Annotated in this window: 18 protein-coding genes and 1 pseudogene; all 19 read right to left on the bottom strand. The window is 67.9% G+C overall.

Going from position 1 to position 16,325, the window contains the following annotated elements; genetic code table 11:
• Positions 1 to 10: 10 nt before the first annotated feature.
• The 19 genes and pseudogenes from nuoK to G6N26_RS11275 all read right to left on the bottom strand — a co-directional run bounded on the left by nuoK (position 11) and on the right by G6N26_RS11275 (position 16,313).
• Complete coding sequence (nuoK, locus tag G6N26_RS11360; protein ID WP_008259456.1) at positions 11 to 310, bottom strand: NADH-quinone oxidoreductase subunit NuoK; 300 nt, start codon at positions 308 to 310, stop codon at positions 11 to 13.
• Positions 307 to 1,134 (bottom strand): NADH-quinone oxidoreductase subunit J, encoded by an 828-nt coding sequence (locus G6N26_RS11355; RefSeq protein WP_067176785.1) that lies wholly within the window; start codon positions 1,132 to 1,134, stop codon positions 307 to 309. The genes nuoK and G6N26_RS11355 overlap by 4 nt, the downstream gene beginning before the upstream one ends.
• Positions 1,131 to 1,685, bottom strand: a pseudogene (gene nuoI, locus G6N26_RS11350) (NADH-quinone oxidoreductase subunit NuoI); the annotation flags it as partial. The gene G6N26_RS11355 and the pseudogene nuoI, both read right to left, overlap by 4 nt.
• Positions 1,669 to 2,940, bottom strand: a complete 1,272-nt coding sequence (nuoH, locus tag G6N26_RS11345) for an NADH-quinone oxidoreductase subunit NuoH (RefSeq protein WP_163648911.1) — start codon at positions 2,938 to 2,940, stop codon at positions 1,669 to 1,671. The gene nuoH and the pseudogene nuoI, both read right to left, overlap by 17 nt.
• 8 nt (positions 2,941 to 2,948) lie before the next feature.
• Positions 2,949 to 5,363 (bottom strand): NADH-quinone oxidoreductase subunit G, encoded by a 2,415-nt coding sequence (locus G6N26_RS11340; RefSeq protein ID WP_083018995.1) that lies wholly within the window; start codon positions 5,361 to 5,363, stop codon positions 2,949 to 2,951.
• 7 nt (positions 5,364 to 5,370) lie between these two features.
• Positions 5,371 to 6,711, bottom strand: a complete 1,341-nt coding sequence (gene nuoF, locus G6N26_RS11335; RefSeq protein ID WP_083018993.1) for an NADH-quinone oxidoreductase subunit NuoF — start codon at positions 6,709 to 6,711, stop codon at positions 5,371 to 5,373.
• On the bottom strand, positions 6,708 to 7,466 hold the full coding sequence (gene nuoE, locus G6N26_RS11330) for an NADH-quinone oxidoreductase subunit NuoE (RefSeq protein WP_067176770.1): 759 nt from the start codon (positions 7,464 to 7,466) through the stop codon (positions 6,708 to 6,710). Before nuoE ends, nuoF begins: the two co-directional genes overlap by 4 nt.
• Positions 7,463 to 8,788: an NADH dehydrogenase (quinone) subunit D gene (gene nuoD / locus G6N26_RS11325; protein WP_067176768.1), complete on the bottom strand. Its 1,326-nt coding sequence runs from the start codon at positions 8,786 to 8,788 to the stop codon at positions 7,463 to 7,465. The genes nuoE and nuoD overlap by 4 nt, the downstream gene beginning before the upstream one ends.
• Positions 8,788 to 9,495, bottom strand: a complete 708-nt coding sequence (locus G6N26_RS11320) for an NADH-quinone oxidoreductase subunit C (protein ID WP_067176766.1) — start codon at positions 9,493 to 9,495, stop codon at positions 8,788 to 8,790. Before G6N26_RS11320 ends, nuoD begins: the two co-directional genes overlap by 1 nt.
• The gene (locus tag G6N26_RS11315; protein WP_067176762.1) at positions 9,492 to 10,046 is read right to left on the bottom strand and encodes a NuoB/complex I 20 kDa subunit family protein; all 555 of its coding nucleotides are present in this window, start codon (positions 10,044 to 10,046) and stop codon (positions 9,492 to 9,494) included. Before G6N26_RS11315 ends, G6N26_RS11320 begins: the two co-directional genes overlap by 4 nt.
• 8 nt (positions 10,047 to 10,054) lie before the next feature.
• Entirely contained in the window at positions 10,055 to 10,432 is a 378-nt protein-coding gene (locus G6N26_RS11310; protein ID WP_008259436.1) for an NADH-quinone oxidoreductase subunit A, read from the bottom strand.
• Between the two features lie 306 nt (positions 10,433 to 10,738).
• A complete protein-coding gene (locus G6N26_RS11305) occupies positions 10,739 to 11,140 on the bottom strand; it encodes an Rv3143 family two-component system response regulator (RefSeq protein ID WP_095578281.1) in 402 nt (133 codons plus the stop codon).
• A 63-nt stretch (positions 11,141 to 11,203) separates the two neighbouring features.
• A complete protein-coding gene (locus tag G6N26_RS11300) occupies positions 11,204 to 11,740 on the bottom strand; it encodes a YceI family protein (RefSeq protein ID WP_179960322.1) in 537 nt (178 codons plus the stop codon).
• A 32-nt stretch (positions 11,741 to 11,772) separates the two neighbouring features.
• A complete protein-coding gene (locus G6N26_RS11295; RefSeq protein WP_067176751.1) occupies positions 11,773 to 12,186 on the bottom strand; it encodes a nuclear transport factor 2 family protein in 414 nt (137 codons plus the stop codon).
• 11 nt (positions 12,187 to 12,197) lie between these two features.
• Positions 12,198 to 12,536 carry a DUF6285 domain-containing protein gene (locus G6N26_RS25795; RefSeq protein ID WP_067176748.1) on the bottom strand — a complete coding sequence of 113 codons (339 nt, stop codon included), beginning with the start codon at positions 12,534 to 12,536 and terminating at the stop codon, positions 12,198 to 12,200.
• The gene (locus G6N26_RS11290; RefSeq protein ID WP_139799169.1) at positions 12,533 to 13,531 is read right to left on the bottom strand and encodes a phosphotransferase family protein; all 999 of its coding nucleotides are present in this window, start codon (positions 13,529 to 13,531) and stop codon (positions 12,533 to 12,535) included. Before G6N26_RS11290 ends, G6N26_RS25795 begins: the two co-directional genes overlap by 4 nt.
• On the bottom strand, positions 13,528 to 14,766 hold the full coding sequence (locus G6N26_RS11285) for an acyl-CoA dehydrogenase family protein (protein WP_083018991.1): 1,239 nt from the start codon (positions 14,764 to 14,766) through the stop codon (positions 13,528 to 13,530). The genes G6N26_RS11290 and G6N26_RS11285 overlap by 4 nt, the downstream gene beginning before the upstream one ends.
• Positions 14,767 to 14,775: 9 nt before the next feature.
• Entirely contained in the window at positions 14,776 to 15,420 is a 645-nt protein-coding gene (locus G6N26_RS11280; RefSeq protein WP_067168329.1) for a TetR/AcrR family transcriptional regulator, read from the bottom strand.
• Positions 15,420 to 16,313, bottom strand: coding sequence for a hydroxymethylglutaryl-CoA lyase (locus tag G6N26_RS11275; RefSeq protein ID WP_083018989.1), 894 nt, complete (start codon positions 16,311 to 16,313; stop codon positions 15,420 to 15,422). The genes G6N26_RS11280 and G6N26_RS11275 overlap by 1 nt, the downstream gene beginning before the upstream one ends.
• Positions 16,314 to 16,325: the final 12 nt, after the last annotated feature.

Genomic DNA, 16,325 nt, shown 5'->3' with positions numbered 1-16,325 from the left:
GTGGCGCTCTTCAGCCTTTGAGTAGGTTCGCGTCGTCGACGGACGCCGATTTGCGGGCACGGAAAATCGTCATGATGATGGCCAGGCCGATGACCACTTCGCAGGCCGCCACCACCATCGTGAAGAACGCGATCATCTGCCCGTCCAGGTGGCCGTGCATCCGCGCGAACGTGACGAAGGCGAGGTTGACCGCGTTGAGCATCAGCTCGACGCACATGAACATGACGATGGCGTTGCGGCGCAACAGCACGCCGGCGGCGCCGATAGTGAACAGCAGCGCCGAGAGGTACAGGTAATTAGCCGGATTCACGACGCACCCCCTTGTGACGACAGGCTCGGGCTTGCTTCGGGGGACGGAGTCTTCTTGCCGTCGGCGCCGCGGCTTTGCAGCATCGGTGACACCGACAGCTTCGAGTACGAGCCGTCGGGAAGCAGCGCGGCCACGTCGACGGCGTTGTGGCGGGCATAGACACCGGGGCTCGGCAGCGGGGTGGGGTACCCGCCGGGCTGGAATCGTTCCTGGGAGAGCTCGCGTTGGGTCTTGCGCCGTTCGAAACGCTCGCGGTGCGCGAGCACCATGGCCCCGACGGCGGCGGTGATCAGCAGCGCGCTGGTGAGCTCGAACGCCCAGAGGTAGCGCGAAAAGATCAGCGCCGCCAGGCCTTCCACGTTGCCGGCGGCGTTCGCGGTGGTCAGGCCGGCGAATCCGCCCGTGGCCACGTTGCCGATGGAGGCGATGAGCAGGATGCCGAACCCGACACCGGCGGCCACCGCGGCGACCCGCTGACCCCGCAGCGTCTCCCGCAGCGATTCGGCGGAGTCCACACCGATGAGCATCAGGACGAACAGGAACAGCATCATCACCGCGCCGGTGTAGACGACGACCTGAACGACGCCCAGGAACAACGCGTCCTGGATCATGTAGAACACCGCCAGGATGATCATCGTCATCGCCAGGAACATCGCCGAGTAGACGGCGTTGACCGCCAATACCACCCCCAGCGCACCGATCACGGCCAGCGCACCCAGCACCCAGAACGTCACCGCTTCGCCGGTGGAGGTTCGGGAGATGGTGTCGTGGGCGAAACTGGAGGCCAGGATCGACGTGACGGCGTGGCCCGCGAAACCGGTCACCGGGACTCTCCGGCGTGCTGGGTGTCCCGCAGCCCCTGTGCGGTCACGTTGCCCAGGTAGTAGTCCTTGTCGGTGGCGCCCTCGGTCCTGGGGTGCGGCGGCGCGAGCATGTCCTGCAGGAGCGGGGCCAGCAGCCGGTCCTTCTCGTAGATCAGGTCGGCGCGATTGTCGTCGGCCATCTCGTAGTCGTTGGTCATCGTCAGCGCCCGGGTCGGGCAGGCCTCGATGCACAGGCCGCAGCCGATGCAGCGCAGATAGTTGATCTGATACACCCGGCCGTAGCGTTCCCCGGGCGAATACCTGAGTTCCTCGGTGTTGTCGGCGCCCTCGACGTAGATCGCGTCGGCCGGGCACGCCCACGCGCACAGTTCGCACCCGATGCACTTCTCCAGGCCGTCCGGGTAGCGGTTGAGCTGGTGACGCCCGTGATAGCGGGGCATGACCGGGCCCGGCTTCTCCGGATACTCCTCGGTGACGTTGCGTTTGAACATCGATCCGAACGTCACGCCGAATCCGGCTATGGCGTCCAAGAATTTAGCCACGTGCTTTCTCCTTGCTCGCAGCCGCCAGGGACTTCATCTCTTTCCCGGGCAGCGGCGGTGTCGGGAATACCGGTGTGGAGCTCGCGACGGCCGGCAACTTTTTCGCGTCACGCCGCAGCTGGCGCTCCAGCGCGCGAACACCCGGCGCGCTGAACGGTTTTCGCAGCAACAGCACCAGGGCCGTGGCGAACACGATGCTGCTCACCACCAGCACCGGGGTCCAGTGCTGATACCCCTGGTTGCGCAGCGTGCGGACCACCGCGGCGATCAGCACCCAGACCAGCGAGGCCGGGATCAGCAGCTTCCAGCCCAGCCCCATGAACTGGTCGTAGCGCAGCCGGGGCAGCGAGGCCCGCAGCCAGAAGTAGATGAACAAGAACGTCCACATCTTGGCGGTGAACCACAGCACCGGCCACCAGCCGGTGTTGGCGCCCGCCCACATGTTCAGCGGCCACGGCGCGTGCCAGCCACCGAAGAACAAGACGGTGGCCAGCGAGGAGACCGTCATCATGTTGACGTACTCGGCGAGCATGAACATCGCGAACTTCAGCGACGAGTACTCGGTGTGGAATCCCGCGACCAGTTCGCCCTCGGCCTCGGGCAGATCGAATGGCGCCCGGTTGGTTTCGCCGACCATCGAGATCAGGTAGATCACGAACGACGGCAGCAGCAGGAACGCGTACCAGACCCGGTCCTGCGCGGCGACGATCTGCGACGTCGACATGGAGCCCGCGTAGAGGAACACCGCCGCGAACGACAGCCCCATCGCCACCTCGTAGGAGATGACCTGGGCGGTGGAGCGCACCCCGCCCAGCAACGGGTAGGTGGACCCGGATGCCCAGCCGCCCAGCACGATTCCGTACACCCCGATGGCCGAGAGCCCCAGGATGAACAGCACCGCGACGGGAAGGTCGGTCAGCTGCAGCGGCGTGCGGTGGCCGAACACCGACACCACGGGCCCGAACGGGATGAACGCGAAGGCGGTGAACGCCGGGATCGTGGAGATGACGGGCGCCGCGAAGTAGACGAACTTGTCGACACCGCCGGGGGTGATGGTTTCCTTGAGCGCCAACTTGATTCCGTCGGCCAGGCTCTGCAGGACGCCCCACGGGCCCGCCCGGTTGGGGCCGGGCCGCCGCTGCATCCAGCCGAGGATCTTGCGTTCGAGCAGGATCGCGACGAGCACGTTGAGCATGAGGAACACGAAGATGGCCAGCGCCTTGCCGAGCACCAGCCACCAGGTGTCGTGCCCGAAGACCGTCAAGCCGGTAGTCATTTGCCCACTCCGATTGTCACTGTGCTGCCGAGGGTTACGCCGAGCTGGCGGTGCACCGCCGAGGCCGACGAGTTCAGCGGAAGCCACACCACCCGGTCGGGCATGTCGGTGACGACCAGCGGCAGGTTGACGGACCCGCGTGGCGTGGAGACGGTCACCGTGTCGCCGTCGCCGGCGCCGATCTCTGCGGCCGTGTCGGCGGACAGCCGCGCCACGGATTTGCGCGCCGTCCCCGCCAGATGTGGCTCACCGTCTTGCATCCGGGCGTTGTCCAGCAGCATCCGCCAGCCGGCCAGCACCGCTTGCCCGGCATCGGGCTGGACAACCTCCGGCGCCGCGATGTCCGGGCCCGCGGCGCGCTTGCCGTCCCATCCCCGCAGCGCGGCCAGTTCCTCGCGGGCCGCGTCAACGGTGGCCATGCCCAGGTAGACGCCCATCTCGTCGGCCAGCGCGTCGAGCACCTGGTGGTCGGATTGGGTGGCGTCCTGGGTGTTGCGCAGCGCCGCGTCGAACGGCCGGAAGCGGCCCTCCCAGTTGACGAACGCGCCGGCCTTCTGCGTCGTGGACGCGACCGGGAACACCACGTCGGCGCGCTGCGTGACGGCGCTGTGCCGCATCTCCAGGCTGACCACGAAGCCGGCGCCGTCCAGCGCCGCCAGCACCGCTTCGGGGTCGGCGAAGTCGTCGGGTTCGACGCCGCCCACCAGCAGCGCCCCCAGTGTCCCGTCGGTGGCGGCGGCCAGGATGCCGTCGGCGTCACGCCCACGGCCGGAAGGCAATTGGGACACGTTCCAGGCCTGCGCCACCTGCGCCCGGGCGTCCTCGTCGTCGACGGGGCGCCCACCGGGCAGCAACCCGGGCAGCGCGCCGGCCTCCAGCGCGCCCCGCTCGCCGGCCCGCCGCGGCACCCAGGCCAGCCGGGCGCCGGTGGTATCGGCAAGCCGGGCGGCGGCCGACAATCCACCGGGCACGGTGGCCAGGCGTTCGCCGACCATGATGACCGCGCCCTGGGTGGACAGCAGGTCACCCAGGGCGCCGGTGGCCAACCCGTCCAGCGCGGAGGCTTCGGCGCCCGGCGCGGTCTTGATGAGCCGCCCGGACATCTTGTCCAGCGCCCGGGTGGCGAACGGCGCCACCGCGTAGACGGGCAACCCGCGTTTGCGGGCCGCCTTGCGCAACCGCAGAAACACGATGGGCGATTCGTCCTCGGGCTCGAACCCGACCAGCACGACCACCGGAGCCGATTCCAGGTCGGCGTAGCTGACCGACATCGGCCGGCCGGCGATGCGGGCCGCCAGGAAGTCAGCCTCCTCGGCCGAGCTCGGGCGGGCGCGGAAGTCGATGTCGTTGCCGTCCAAGACGATTCGTGCGAACTTGGAGTAGGCGTAGGCGTCCTCCAAGGTGGCCCGGCCGCCGACGAGCACCCCGGTGCGCCCGCGTGCGGCTTCGAGGCCCCGCGTCGCGACGGCGATCGCGTGGGACCACGAGGCCGGCTGCAGCGAGCCGTCGGTGTCGCGAACCAGGGGAGTGGCGATCACGTCGGGCTGGGTTGCGTAATTGAACGCCCACCGGCCCTTGTCGCAGTTCCACTCCTCGTTGACTTCCGGGTCGTCGCCGGCCAGGCGGCGCAGCACCTTGCCGCGGCGGTGGTCGGTGCGCTGTGCGCACCCGGAGGCGCAGTGTTCGCAGACGCTCGGGCTGGAGACCAGATCGAAGGGACGGGCGCGGAAGCGGTAGGCGGTTCCGGTCAGCGCGCCCACCGGGCAGATCTGCACCGTGTTGCCCGAGAAGTAGGAGTCGAACGGCTCATTGGCGTAGATGCCGACCTGCTGCAGGGCGCCGCGCTCCTGCATGTCGATGAACGGGTCGCCGGCGATCTGTTCGGAGAATCGCGTGCAGCGCGCGCACAGGATGCAGCGCTCGCGGTCGAGCAGCACCTGCGAGGAGATGTTGATCGGCTTGGCAAAGGTGCGTTTGTCGTCGGTGAAGCGGGAATCGGCCCGCCCGTTGGACATTGCCTGGTTCTGCAGCGGGCATTCGCCGCCCTTGTCGCACATGGGGCAGTCGAGCGGATGGTTGATCAGCAGCAGTTCCATCACGCCGTGCTGCGCCTTGTCGGCGGCCTCGGAGGTCAGCTGGGTGCGCACCACCATGTCGTCGGTGGCCACGGTGGTGCACGAGGCCATCGGCTTGCGCTGGCCCTCGACCTCGACCAGGCATTGCCGGCAGGCGCCGACGGGCTCCAGCAGCGGGTGGTCGCAGAACCGCGGGATCTGGATACCCATCAATTCGGCGGCCCGGATCACCAGAGTTCCCTTGGGAACGCTGATTTCGATGTCGTCGATGGTCAGTGTCACCATCTCCGGCGGGCGCACCTCGTCGCCGGTCTCGGTTTTGGCCAGGCTCGTCATCAGCGCGTCATGCCTTTCCGTTCGGCATCAGCATGGAGTCTCGCGGATCGAAGGGGCATCCACCACCCTCGACGTGCGCGACGTACTCGTCGCGGAAGTACTGGATCGACGACATGACGGGGCTGGCGGCGCCATCGCCCAAGGCGCAGAACGCTTTACCCAAGATGGAGTCGGAGATGTCGAGTAGCTTGTCGAGGTCCTCGGGTGTGCCCGTGCCGGCCTCGAGCCGCTCGTAGATCTTGTCCAGCCAGAAGGTGCCCTCGCGGCACGGCGTGCATTTGCCGCACGATTCGTGCTTGTAGAAATACGTCCAGCGTTGCACCGCACGCACCACGCAGGTGGTTTCGTCGAAGATCTCCAGCGCCTTGGTGCCCAGCATCGAGCCCGCGCCGCCCACGCCCTCGTAGTCGAGCGGGACGTCGAGATGCTCGTCGGTCAGCAGCGGCGTCGACGAGCCGCCAGGCGTCCAGAACTTCAGCCGATGGCCGGCCCGCACCCCGCCGGCGTAGGCGAGCAATTCCCGCAGCGTGATTCCCAGCGGGGCCTCGTACTGCCCGGGGTGGGTGACGTGCCCGGACAGCGAATACAGCGTGAAGCCCGGGGATTTCTCGCTTCCCATCGAGCGGAACCAGTCCACGCCGTTGCGGATGATTGACGGCACACTGGCGATGGTCTCGACGTTGTTGATCACCGTGGGGCAGCCGTACAGCCCGGCCACCGCGGGGAACGGCGGGCGCAGCCGCGGCTGGCCGCGCCGGCCCTCCAGCGAATCCAGCAGCGCGGTCTCCTCGCCACAGATGTACGCGCCCGCACCGGCGTGCACCACCAGCTCCAGATCGAATCCCGAGCCGTTGATGTCGCGGCCCAGGTAGCCCGCGGCGTAGGCCTCGGCCACCGCGTTCTGCAGGCGGCGCAGCACCGGCAGCACCTCGCCGCGCACGTAGATGAACGCGTGGTTGGCCCGGATTGCGTAGGCGGCGATGATGACGCCCTCGACGAGGACGTGCGGCGTCGCCAGCATCAGCGGAATGTCTTTGCAGGTACCGGGTTCCGACTCGTCGGCGTTGACCACGAGGTAGTGCGGTTTGGCGGCCGCGCCGGTGTCGCCCTGCGGGATGAACGACCATTTGGTGCCGGTCGAGAAGCCCGCACCGCCGCGCCCGCGCAGCCCGGAATCCTTCACCGCCCCGATCACCGCGTCGGGCTCCATCCCCAGCGCCTTCTTCATCCCCTCGTATCCGCCGTGCCGGCGGTAAGTCTGAAGGGTCCAGGACTCGGGGTCGTCCCAGAAACGGCTGAGGACCGGGGTGAGCGGCGTGGCGCCCGACGTCTCGGAAGTCGTTGTCATTGCTGACCTTCCGGCGCGCTGGGCGCAGCCATGCCGTGTTCCTTGGCTACTTTCAGGCCGGCCAGGGTCGCGGCGCCGGCGCCACCCTGCCCCTGGTCGGGCCGCTCGTCGGGCAGGCCGGCCAGGATGCGTGACGTCTCCCGGAAGGCGCACAGCGGCGCGCCCCGGGTGGGGGGCTTGGGCTGACCGGAGCGCAGCGAGTCGACGAGTTCGCGCGCCGATGCGCACGTCTGGTTGTCGTAGAACTCCCAGTTCACCATCACCACGGGCGCGTAGTCGCAGGCGGCGTTGCATTCGATGTGCTGCAGGGTGACCGATCCGTCGGCGGTCGTCTCGTCGTTGCCGATGTCCAAATGTTCTTTCAGGGCATCGAAAATGGCGTCGCCGCCCATGACGGCGCACAACGTGTTCGTGCAGACGCCCACCAGGTAATCGCCGGTGGGTCCGCGGCGATACATGGTGTAGAAGCTCGCCACCGCCGACACCTCGGCCCCGCTGAGTCCCAGCTGCTCACCGCAGAACTCCAAGCCCGCCGGTGTCAGGTAGGAATCCTGCGCCTGCACCAAATGCAGCAGCGGCAACAGCGCCGAGCGCTTCTCGGGGTAGCGGCCCATGATCTCCTTGGCGTCGACCTCCAGCCGGGCGCGCACCTCCGGCGGATACGACGTGGGCGCGCCCTCGACGACGAACGCGTTGGGCTCGTCCGGCGGCGGGCCGAGCCGCAGGAAGACCGGCTGTCCCTGCGGGCCGGTCACCGGTCCACCCCGCCCATGACCGGGTCGATGCTGGCGACCGAGGTGATCAGGTCGGCGACCATCCCGCCCTCGCACATCGCGGCGACCGACTGCAGGTTGGTGAACGAGGGGTCTCGGTAGTGCACCCGGTAGGGCCGGGTGCCGCCGTCGCTGACCATGTGCACGCCGAGTTCCCCGCGCGGCGACTCGACCGCCGTGTACACCTGGCCAGGCGGAACCCTGATGCCCTCGGTGACGAGTTTGAAGTGGTGGATCAGGGCCTCCATCGAGCCGCCCATGATCTTGGCGATGTGCTCCGGCGAGTTGCCCATGCCGTCGGGCCCCACCTTCAGGTCGGCCGGCCAGGCGATCTTGCGGTCCTCGACCATGGTCGGGCCGGGCTTCAACTTGTCCAGACACTGCTCGACGATTTTGATCGACTCCCACATCTCGTTGACACGAATCATGTAGCGCCCGTAAGCATCACACGTGTCTTCGGTGATTACGTCGAATTCGTAGTTTTCATATCCGCAGTACGGTTCGCTCTTGCGCAGATCGTGCGGCAGCCCGGTGGCACGCAGGATCGGTCCGGTGATGCCCAGCGCCATGCACCCGGTCAGGTCCAGGTAACCGACGTCCTGGGTGCGGGCCTTCCAGATGGCGTTCTCGTTGAGCAGACCGCTCATCTCGCGCAGCACTTCGCGCAGCGGCTCGAGGGCCTCGGCGATCTCGGTCTGCGCGTTGGGCGGCAGGTCCTGGGCCACGCCGCCGGGCCGGATGTAGTTGCTGTTCATCCGCAAACCGGTGATCGATTCGAACAGGGTCAGCACGATCTCGCGGCCCCGGAAACCGACGAACATCGGGGTCATGGCGCCCAGTTCCATGCCGCCGGTGGCCAAGGCCACCAGGTGCGACGAAATCCGGTTGAGCTCCATCATCAACACCCGGATGACGTCGACGCGCTCCGGTATCTCGTCGGTGATGCCGAGCAGCTTCTCCACACCCAGGCAGTAGGCGGTCTCGTTGAAAAACGGTGCGAGGTAATCCATCCGGGTCACGAACGTGACGCCCTGGGTCCAGTAGCGGTATTCGAGGTTCTTTTCGATGCCGGTGTGCAGGTACCCGATCCCGCAGCGGGCGTCTGTGACCGTCTCGCCTTCGATTTCCAGGATCAGCCGCAGCACCCCGTGCGTGGACGGGTGCTGGGGACCCATGTTGACGACGATGCGTTCGCCGGGATCGGCATTGCGGGCGGCCTCGACGACCTTGTCCCAGTCCTGGCCGCCGGCGACCACGAGTGTCTCGCCGGCGCCGTCGTGCGTCGATTCAGTGGTGGTGCTCATCAGTTGTACGCTCTCCGCTCGTCGGGCGGGGGTATCTGTGCGCCTTTGTATTCGACGGGAATCCCGCCGAGGGGGTAGTCCTTGCGCTGCGGATGCCCGTGCCAGTCGTCGGGCATTTCGATGCGGGTCAGCGACGGGTGACCGTCGAAGATGATGCCGAAGAAGTCGTAGGTCTCCCGCTCGTGCCAGTCGGTGGTTGGATAGATGCCGAACAGCGACGGGATGTGCGGATCACCGTCGGGCGCAGACACTTCCAGGCGGACGCGGCGGTTGTGCGTGATCGACTGCAGCGGATAAACCGCGTGCAGTTCGCGGCCCGTCTCGTGCGGGTAGTGCACCCCGCTGACGCCCAGGCACATTTCGAAGCGCAGTGGCGGCTCGTCGCGAAGGCGCTGGGCGACCTGCGGCAGCGCCTCGCGGCGCACGTGCAGGGTGAGCTCGTCGCGGTAGACCACCACTTTTTCGATCGCGTCGCTGAATTCGACGCCGCCGTTTTTCAGGGCCGCGGCCAAACCGTCGACGAGCTCGTCGAAATAGCCGCCGTAGGGCCGCGGGCTGCTGCCCGGGAGCAGGACTTCGCGCACCAGCCGCCCGTAACCGGACGTGTCACCCGAGCCCTTGACGCCGAACATGCCGCGGCGCACGTCGATGACTTCTTCGTCGGCGCGACTGATCGCCTCTTTCGGGTCCTGGTTCGGCGAACTCATCGGAGCAGCCCACGCATCTCGATGGTGGGCCGGGCCGACAGCGCCGCCTGCTCGGCTTCGGCGATCGCGTCTTCCCGGTTGACGCCCAGCGGCATCTCCTGAATCTTCTCGTGCAGCTTCAGGATTGCGTAGAGCAGCATCTCCGGCCGCGGCGGGCAGCCGGGCAGGTAGATGTCCACCGGAACCACGTGATCGACGCCCTGGATGACCGCGTAGTTGTTGAACATTCCGCCCGAGGACGCGCACACCCCCATGGCCAGCACCCATTTCGGCTCGGCCATCTGGTCGTAGATCTGTCGCAGCACCGGCGCCATCTTCTGGCTGACCCGCCCGGCGACGATCATCAGGTCGGCCTGTCGAGGGGTGGCCGAGAAGCGCTCCATGCCGAATCGCGCGATGTCGAATCTTGGCCCGGCGGTTGCCATCATCTCGATGGCGCAGCAGGCCAGCCCGAACGTCGCCGGCCACAGCGAGTTCTTGCGGACGTAGCCCGCCACCTTCTCGACCGTGGACAGCAGAATCCCGCCGGGCAGCTGTTCCTCAAGACCCACGTCTTACCTCAATCCCACGTCAGGCCGCCGCGGCGCCACACATAGGCGTACGCCACGAAGACCGTGAGCATGAACACCACCATTTCGACCAGAGCAAACGTGCCCAGCGCGTCATAGCTGACCGCCCACGGGTACAGGAACACGATTTCGATGTCGAAGACGATGAAAAGCATCGCGGTCAGGTAGTACTTCACCGGAAACCGCTGTCCCGCCGTCGCATGTGGTCCGCTCACCGAGGTCTCGGTGGGTTCGATTCCACACTCGTAGGCGGCCATCTTCGACTTGTTGAACCGTGACGGGCCGGCCAGGCTCGCGATCACCACCGAGCCCACGGCAAAGGCCGCGGCAATCGCACCGAGCACCAGGATGGGTATGTAGACGTTCAATTCGCTCCATGATCCGTTCGAGCCGCCTGCAGCGGCCAGGCGGTAACCGGGCTGCTGTGACGAACTGGGTCTGAAGCCCGTCACAGTGATCTTCAACATAGCGTCGCGGTGTGCGGTGCGCTTGCCCGGGGTGGGCGTTTTGCAGTATTGGGGCGTCGCGCGCGTGCTGTGCAGCGCGAACTCGGGAGGTGACGCGTTCGGGACGTGCGCGGGGATCGGCGGCGCGGGCGGCGCCGAAGCGCTCAGAGCCGCCGCAAGCGGTCTCCGGAAGGCAAACGCCGCGGCAGGGGCGCGGCTAGGAGTGGGTCAGCGAACCGGGGTTCGCAGCAAATTGAGGACCGTGCGGCCCAGCAGGATGGGGTCGATGGGATGCGGCACCGCGCCCTCGGCGCGCGACCACGACGCCAACCACGCGTCGTCGCGACGACCGGTGAGCACCACCAGCGGCGGGCAGGTCTCGAGCTCGTCTTTGAGCTGTTTCGCGATTCCCATGCCGCCCGTTGGGGTGGCCTCGCCGTCCAGGATGGCCAAGTCGATGCCGCCCTCGTCCATGGTCCGCACCACCATCGGGCCGGTCGCCACCTCGACGTAGCTCAGCTCGGGCAAATCCGGGTGCAGCTGCTTGCCCAGCGCGCGCATCACCCGTTCGCGGGTTTGGGCGTTGCTGCTGTAGACGAGGATCCGCAGGGCGACGCTGGACTGGGGGATGGTGTCGGACACGGTGCAGATGCTACTGGGGTCGCTACGGCGCTATCGGGCGACCGCAGAATCTCATCGCGAGTCGCGCACGAAGATGGCTTCCGCCGCCGCGGTCACCGTCGAGCCGATCATGCCGAGGCGATTCCAATCCAGGTCGAAACGGGCTCGATCGAGCGTGGTCTCGCCGGCGATGCGGATCGAGCCGTCGTCGAGTTCGGAGATCGTGACGGGCAGCGGCAGCTCCGCGGTGATGCCCTTGACGGTGAAGTCGGCCCGGACGTCGGCGGCCTTGCCCGTGGCGGGACGCACCGCGGTGACGACGACGCTGATTTCCGGACAGCGGTCCACGTCGAAGAAGTCGGCCGAGCGCAGGTGCTTGTCGCGACGGCCGATCCCGGTGTCCAGCGAGGCGGCCCGGATGTCGACGCGCCCGAAAACCGCTCCCTTGCCGGTCAGTTGGCCCTCGCCGGTGAAGTCGGTGAAGCGGCCGTTGACGTTCACCAGCCCCCACATGTTGCGGACCTTGAAGGTGATGGCCGAGCGGTCCGGAACCAGGTTCCACACGCCGGCCATGTCGGGATCGTGAAGCAGTGTCTCCAAAGTCGTCATCGTCACCCCCATGTGTCGTGGTGAATCTAACCTCAATCCATCAGCGGCGCGATCCCGGCGGGGTCGAAGTATTCGTCGATGCGCTCGATCCGGCCGTCGGTGCCCACCCTGATCACGATGCACACGCGCAGTGAGATCGATTGTCCCGCATGCCCGGTGGCGTGCAGGACGTGTTGCTGGACGAAGCCCTGCGCCGACCCGTCGTCGAAGAGCTGCCGGTCGAGAATTTCGTAGCGTCGCTGCGTGGTCGCACCGATGAACCACTCGATGACCCGCATCGCGCGGGGCTTGTCGTCTGTTTTGAGCGGGTCGCGACGCGAGCCGACGCGCCATACCGCGATGTCGTCGCTCCACATCGCGCCGACCGCCGCGACATCGCCGTGTTCGATCGCCGTGAACAGGCGGTTGGCCGCCTGGACGACCGTCTCTGCGCGGGAAGCGGGCATGACACGGGCTCCTATTCGCTGTCGTATCCGGGGTGGGCGACGGCAAGGCGGCGTCGTACCAGGGTGCGTAGGCACGTCGTGACGTCGGCCGCCCGGTCGTCCATTTCGCCGGACCGGATGGCGGTGGCCAGCTGTTCCTCGTCGGCGACACCCAAGCCGGCCAGCGCCGCGCGGGATTCGGCCTCGCTTTCGTCGAGCAGTTCGCGCTCGACGATGCGCAGCGCGTTGGCCGCCACCCTGGCGTGGAAGTTGACCTGTCCGTCGGTCGCCGCCCGCACGTCGGTCTCCAGGAATTCGGCGACGGCGGCCACGAGTTCTGCCGCCAGCGGGCGGCCGTAGGCGCCGATCATTTGGCCGCCTCCTCGAGCAGGTTGAGCAGGTCCCACTCGGTCTCGCAGACGCGGCGTCCGATGGTGGCCAACTCGACTGAACGGTGCTGACCACTCAGATGCCGTTCCGCCTGGAATCGGCAGATGACACCCCAGCGCAGCGTGGCCAGCATTAGCCACCAGTGAAACGCCACGCGGTCGACGGTAGTCGCGCTGGCCTGCTCGTAGGCCTGCAGAAAGCTCTCGATGCTGCCGAGGCCGCCGGCGCCCATGCTGGCGGGCGCGCCGAAGCGCCAGGCGCGGATGCAGAACCACGCCAGGTCTTCGTATGCCTGGCCGACGTGCACGAGTTCCCAATCCAGCACGGCGGCAAGGTTGGAGCCGTCGACGATGAGGTTGCCCATCCGGAAGTCGCCGTGCACCAGCACCGCCGGTGTCGGTTCGGGCCGATGGGCGGCCAGCCAGCGAAACCCCCATTCGAAGGTGGCGGTGGTGTCGCCCATGTCGTCGAGGCGCCGGCGCCATTCGTCGAGTTGGTCCTCGTGGGTCAGGCCCGGGCCGTGCGGGTCGGCGCGGTGAATGGCGGCCGCCGCCTGCGCGCACTGCTGCAGCAATCGGGTGCGGCCGCCGTGCCCGTCGGCGGCGTCGAGCTGGCGTTGGATGCGCCGCACGATGGTCTCGCCCTTGATCTCATCGCAGATCAGAAACGGATTGCCCAGTGCGGCAGGCGAATCGTCGGCGATCAGGATGTGGGGGACCGGGGCGCCGGCGGCCGCGGCGGCGGCCTGCGACCGGGCCTCGAGTTCCATGCCGGCATGCACGTCGTCGGGCGGGCCGGTGCGCAGGATCAGCGAGCGGCGTTGGCCACCGATGACGGACTCGAACGCCCACGTGGTTCTGCTGGCGCCGCCGGTCAGCGCGCGCAGGTTCTCGACCGCCGTCTCGGCGCCGACGGCCGACGTGAGGAGGCCGGCGAGTTTGGCCGTCAGCTCGGCCGACTCGTCGTCGTGCATCATTTGCGGCCGAATTTGAAGAGCCGCTGCGCCACTCGGCGGATCTGGATCTCCTCGGCACCCTCGGTGATCCGGTACCGGCGGTGATGCCGGTAGATGTGTTCGAACGGTTCGTGCCGGCTGTAGCCGAGGCCGCCGAAGATCTGCATGGCGCGATCGGCGGCGTCGCAGACCAGCCGGTTGGCGCGGTAATTGGCCATCGACACCTTGTCGGAGACCTCCATGTGGTGGTCGCGGTCCAAGTGCCAGGCGGCGTAGGCGACCAGCAGTCGCACCATCTGCGCTTCGGTCTGCAACTCGGCCAGCGGCCACTGCACGGCCTGGTTGACCGACAGCGGCTTGCCGAACACCGTTCGGCCACCGGCATATTCGGCAGCGCGGTCGATGCAGTACTGCGCGGCGCCCAGGCTGCTGGCGGCTTGCCGAATCCTGTTCTCGTGCAGGAAGGTTTGCGCCACCTCCAGGCCGCGATCCACCTCGCCGAGCACCGCGTCCGCGGGCACCCGAACATCGGTCAGCTCGACCTCGCCGTGGTCGGTGGGCATGTTGAACGTCCACCAGTAGTAGGGAACGTTGAATCCGGGCGTATCGGTGGGCACCAGAAACGCGGTGATGCCGCGCGCACCCCCCGGCTCACCGGAGGTGCGCGCGAAGACCAGATCGTGGGTGGCGCGGTGCACGCCGGTGTTGAACCGCTTGGAGCCGTTGATCACCCAGGCATCGCCGTCCCGTTCGGCATGGGTTTCCAGCCAGGTGGCATCCGAGCCGTGCCTGGGCTCGGTCAGCCCGAAGGCCATCGAACGCTCCCCGGTGATCAGCGCCTCCGACCACACCCGGCGCTGCTCGTCGGTCCCGAAGCGCTCCATCATGATCACCTGCGGGAAGTTCCCGACGATCGACGACTCGTTCTGCAGGTCGTTGTGCAGGCCAAGGCCCTTGTGCGCCAGGCGTTCCCGGATGACGGCCATGTCGACGTTGCTGCCGTCGCGGCCGCCCAGCGAGGCCGGCAGGCCGTAGCGCAGCCAGCCCGCCTTGTCGGCGCGCCTGCGCATCTCGGCGAGCAGGTCCTCCCACTCGCGGGTGGGAATGCCGTCGTTGTCCCAGTCGGTGCGCGCGTGCTCGCGACGCTGGTCGAAATACTGGATGTTCTCGCGTTCCAGCGGTTTGATCTCGGCCTCGATGAACTCGTCCATCTCGGCGAGCACGCCCGGAAGGTGCTCGGGCAGAGTGAAATCCACGCTTTCCTCCTAAGGCCTCGTGAGGCCGCCGTACAAGGTTTTCTTCCAGATCGTCGACAAGGTCGCGATGGCGTCCTCGTCGCTGATGTCCACCCCCAGCCCCGCCGGGCCGGATGGCCCGACAACCACGGTGGTGAAGTTCTCGAAGAGCAACGCGATGGCCGCCGCGGTGTGCTGGGGGTGCAGCTCGGCGCCGTGGCCCTGCTCCTGGGCGCGGCGCACCGAGGCTGCGACGAGATCCATGCCGAAGCGCCGGAATTCGTTCTGCACGGCGGCGAAGCGCTGCTGGGTGGCGGCCAGCTGGGCCACCGCGATCATGATGCCGATGTTCTGCTTGAACATGTTCCAGTAGCCGGTGACCACCGAGGTGAAGAAGGCGTCGTCGTCGGGGGAGTCCGGCAGGTGGACGCTCAGCCCCGACGGCGTGACCACCTCGTGCAGAAACGATTCCGCCAGCGCCGCCAGCAGGTCTTCCTTGTCGGCGAAGTAGCGGTAGAACACCGCCGGCGATTTCCCCGCGGCCGACGTGATGTCGGCCAACGTGGTGCCGTGAAAGCCCCGCTCGGCGAACAGTTTGCGGGCGGCCTGCTCGATGGCCTGCCGGGTTTGGCGGCCTTTGGCGGTCAGCTCGCGGCTCGCCTCCGAAGCGGACATCAGTTCTGTATCCGGTCGCCGGCGCGCAGCAGGGAGCTCGGCAGATCGTGGCCCACCAACGACTTCGCCACCGCGGCCGCGGCGATGGCGGCCTGCAGGTCGACGTCGACGTCGATGCCGCTGTCGCGCAGCAGATACACCAGGTCCTCGGTGGCGATGTTGCCGGTGGCGCCCGGGGCGAAGGGGCAGCCGCCCAGCCCGCCGACCGAGGCGTCCAGCCGGGTCACCCCGGCGGTGACCGCGGCGTACGCGCTGGCCAGGCCGGACCCGCGGGTGTTGTGGAAGTGGCCGCCCAGCGGCATGTCGCCGATCACCGGACGCAGTTGCGCGATCAGCGAACTCACGCGGCCCGGGGTGGTGGTGCCGATCGTGTCGGCGATCGACAGGCGGTCGGCGCCGCGCTCACGCGCGGCCGCGGCGATCTCGAGCACCCGCTCGGGCGGGGTGGGGCCTTCGAACGGGGAGTCCCAGGCGGTGGCGATGACGACCTCGACGGTGACAGGGCCGTCGTGCGCAATGGCGACGATCTCGTCGATCGCCTCGGTGGCCTCGGCGCTGGTGCGCCCGACGTTGGCCTCGCTGAACGTGTCGTCGGCGGCCACCACGTACTCGATGGAGCGCAGGCCCGCGGCGATGGCCCGCCTGGCCCCGTTGGGGCTGGCGACCAGCGCGGAGAATTCGATGTCGGGATAGTCGTGCAGGTGGGCGGCGAGCTCGGCCGCGTCGGCCATCGACGGCACCTTCGAGGGCGAGACGAATGCGGTGGCCTCCACCTCGCGGACCCCGGTGGCCGCCACCGCGGCCAGCAGTTCGAGCTTGGCCGACAACGGGATTGGCGCCTCGATCTGCAGGCCGTCGCGCAGGGCCACTTCTCGAATCTCCACGTGCGTCATGGCACCGCTCCT

The organism is Mycobacterium marseillense, from assembly GCF_010731675.1.
Lineage (GTDB): Bacteria > Actinomycetota > Actinomycetes > Mycobacteriales > Mycobacteriaceae > Mycobacterium > Mycobacterium marseillense.
The sequence above is the reverse complement of the archived record's forward strand: the minus strand, read 5'-3'. Positions and strand labels throughout refer to the sequence as shown.

Coding starts and splice junctions, on each gene's coding strand:
- G6N26_RS11275 (WP_083018989.1), bottom strand. CDS start 16,313: ATGACGCACGTGGAGATTCGAGAAGTGGCCCTGCGCGACGGCCTGCAG.
- nuoF (WP_083018993.1), bottom strand. CDS start 6,711: ATGACAACGACTTCCGAGACGTCGGGCGCCACGCCGCTCACCCCGGTC.
- G6N26_RS25795 (WP_067176748.1), bottom strand. CDS start 12,536: ATGATCGGCGCCTACGGCCGCCCGCTGGCGGCAGAACTCGTGGCCGCC.
- G6N26_RS11290 (WP_139799169.1), bottom strand. CDS start 13,531: ATGATGCACGACGACGAGTCGGCCGAGCTGACGGCCAAACTCGCCGGC.
- G6N26_RS11280 (WP_067168329.1), bottom strand. CDS start 15,420: ATGTCCGCTTCGGAGGCGAGCCGCGAGCTGACCGCCAAAGGCCGCCAA.
- G6N26_RS11295 (WP_067176751.1), bottom strand. CDS start 12,186: ATGCCCGCTTCCCGCGCAGAGACGGTCGTCCAGGCGGCCAACCGCCTG.
- G6N26_RS11320 (WP_067176766.1), bottom strand. CDS start 9,495: ATGAGTTCGCCGAACCAGGACCCGAAAGAGGCGATCAGTCGCGCCGAC.
- G6N26_RS11300 (WP_179960322.1), bottom strand. CDS start 11,740: ATGACGACTTTGGAGACACTGCTTCACGATCCCGACATGGCCGGCGTG.
- nuoD (WP_067176768.1), bottom strand. CDS start 8,788: ATGAGCACCACCACTGAATCGACGCACGACGGCGCCGGCGAGACACTC.
- G6N26_RS11340 (WP_083018995.1), bottom strand. CDS start 5,363: ATGACGAGCCTGGCCAAAACCGAGACCGGCGACGAGGTGCGCCCGCCG.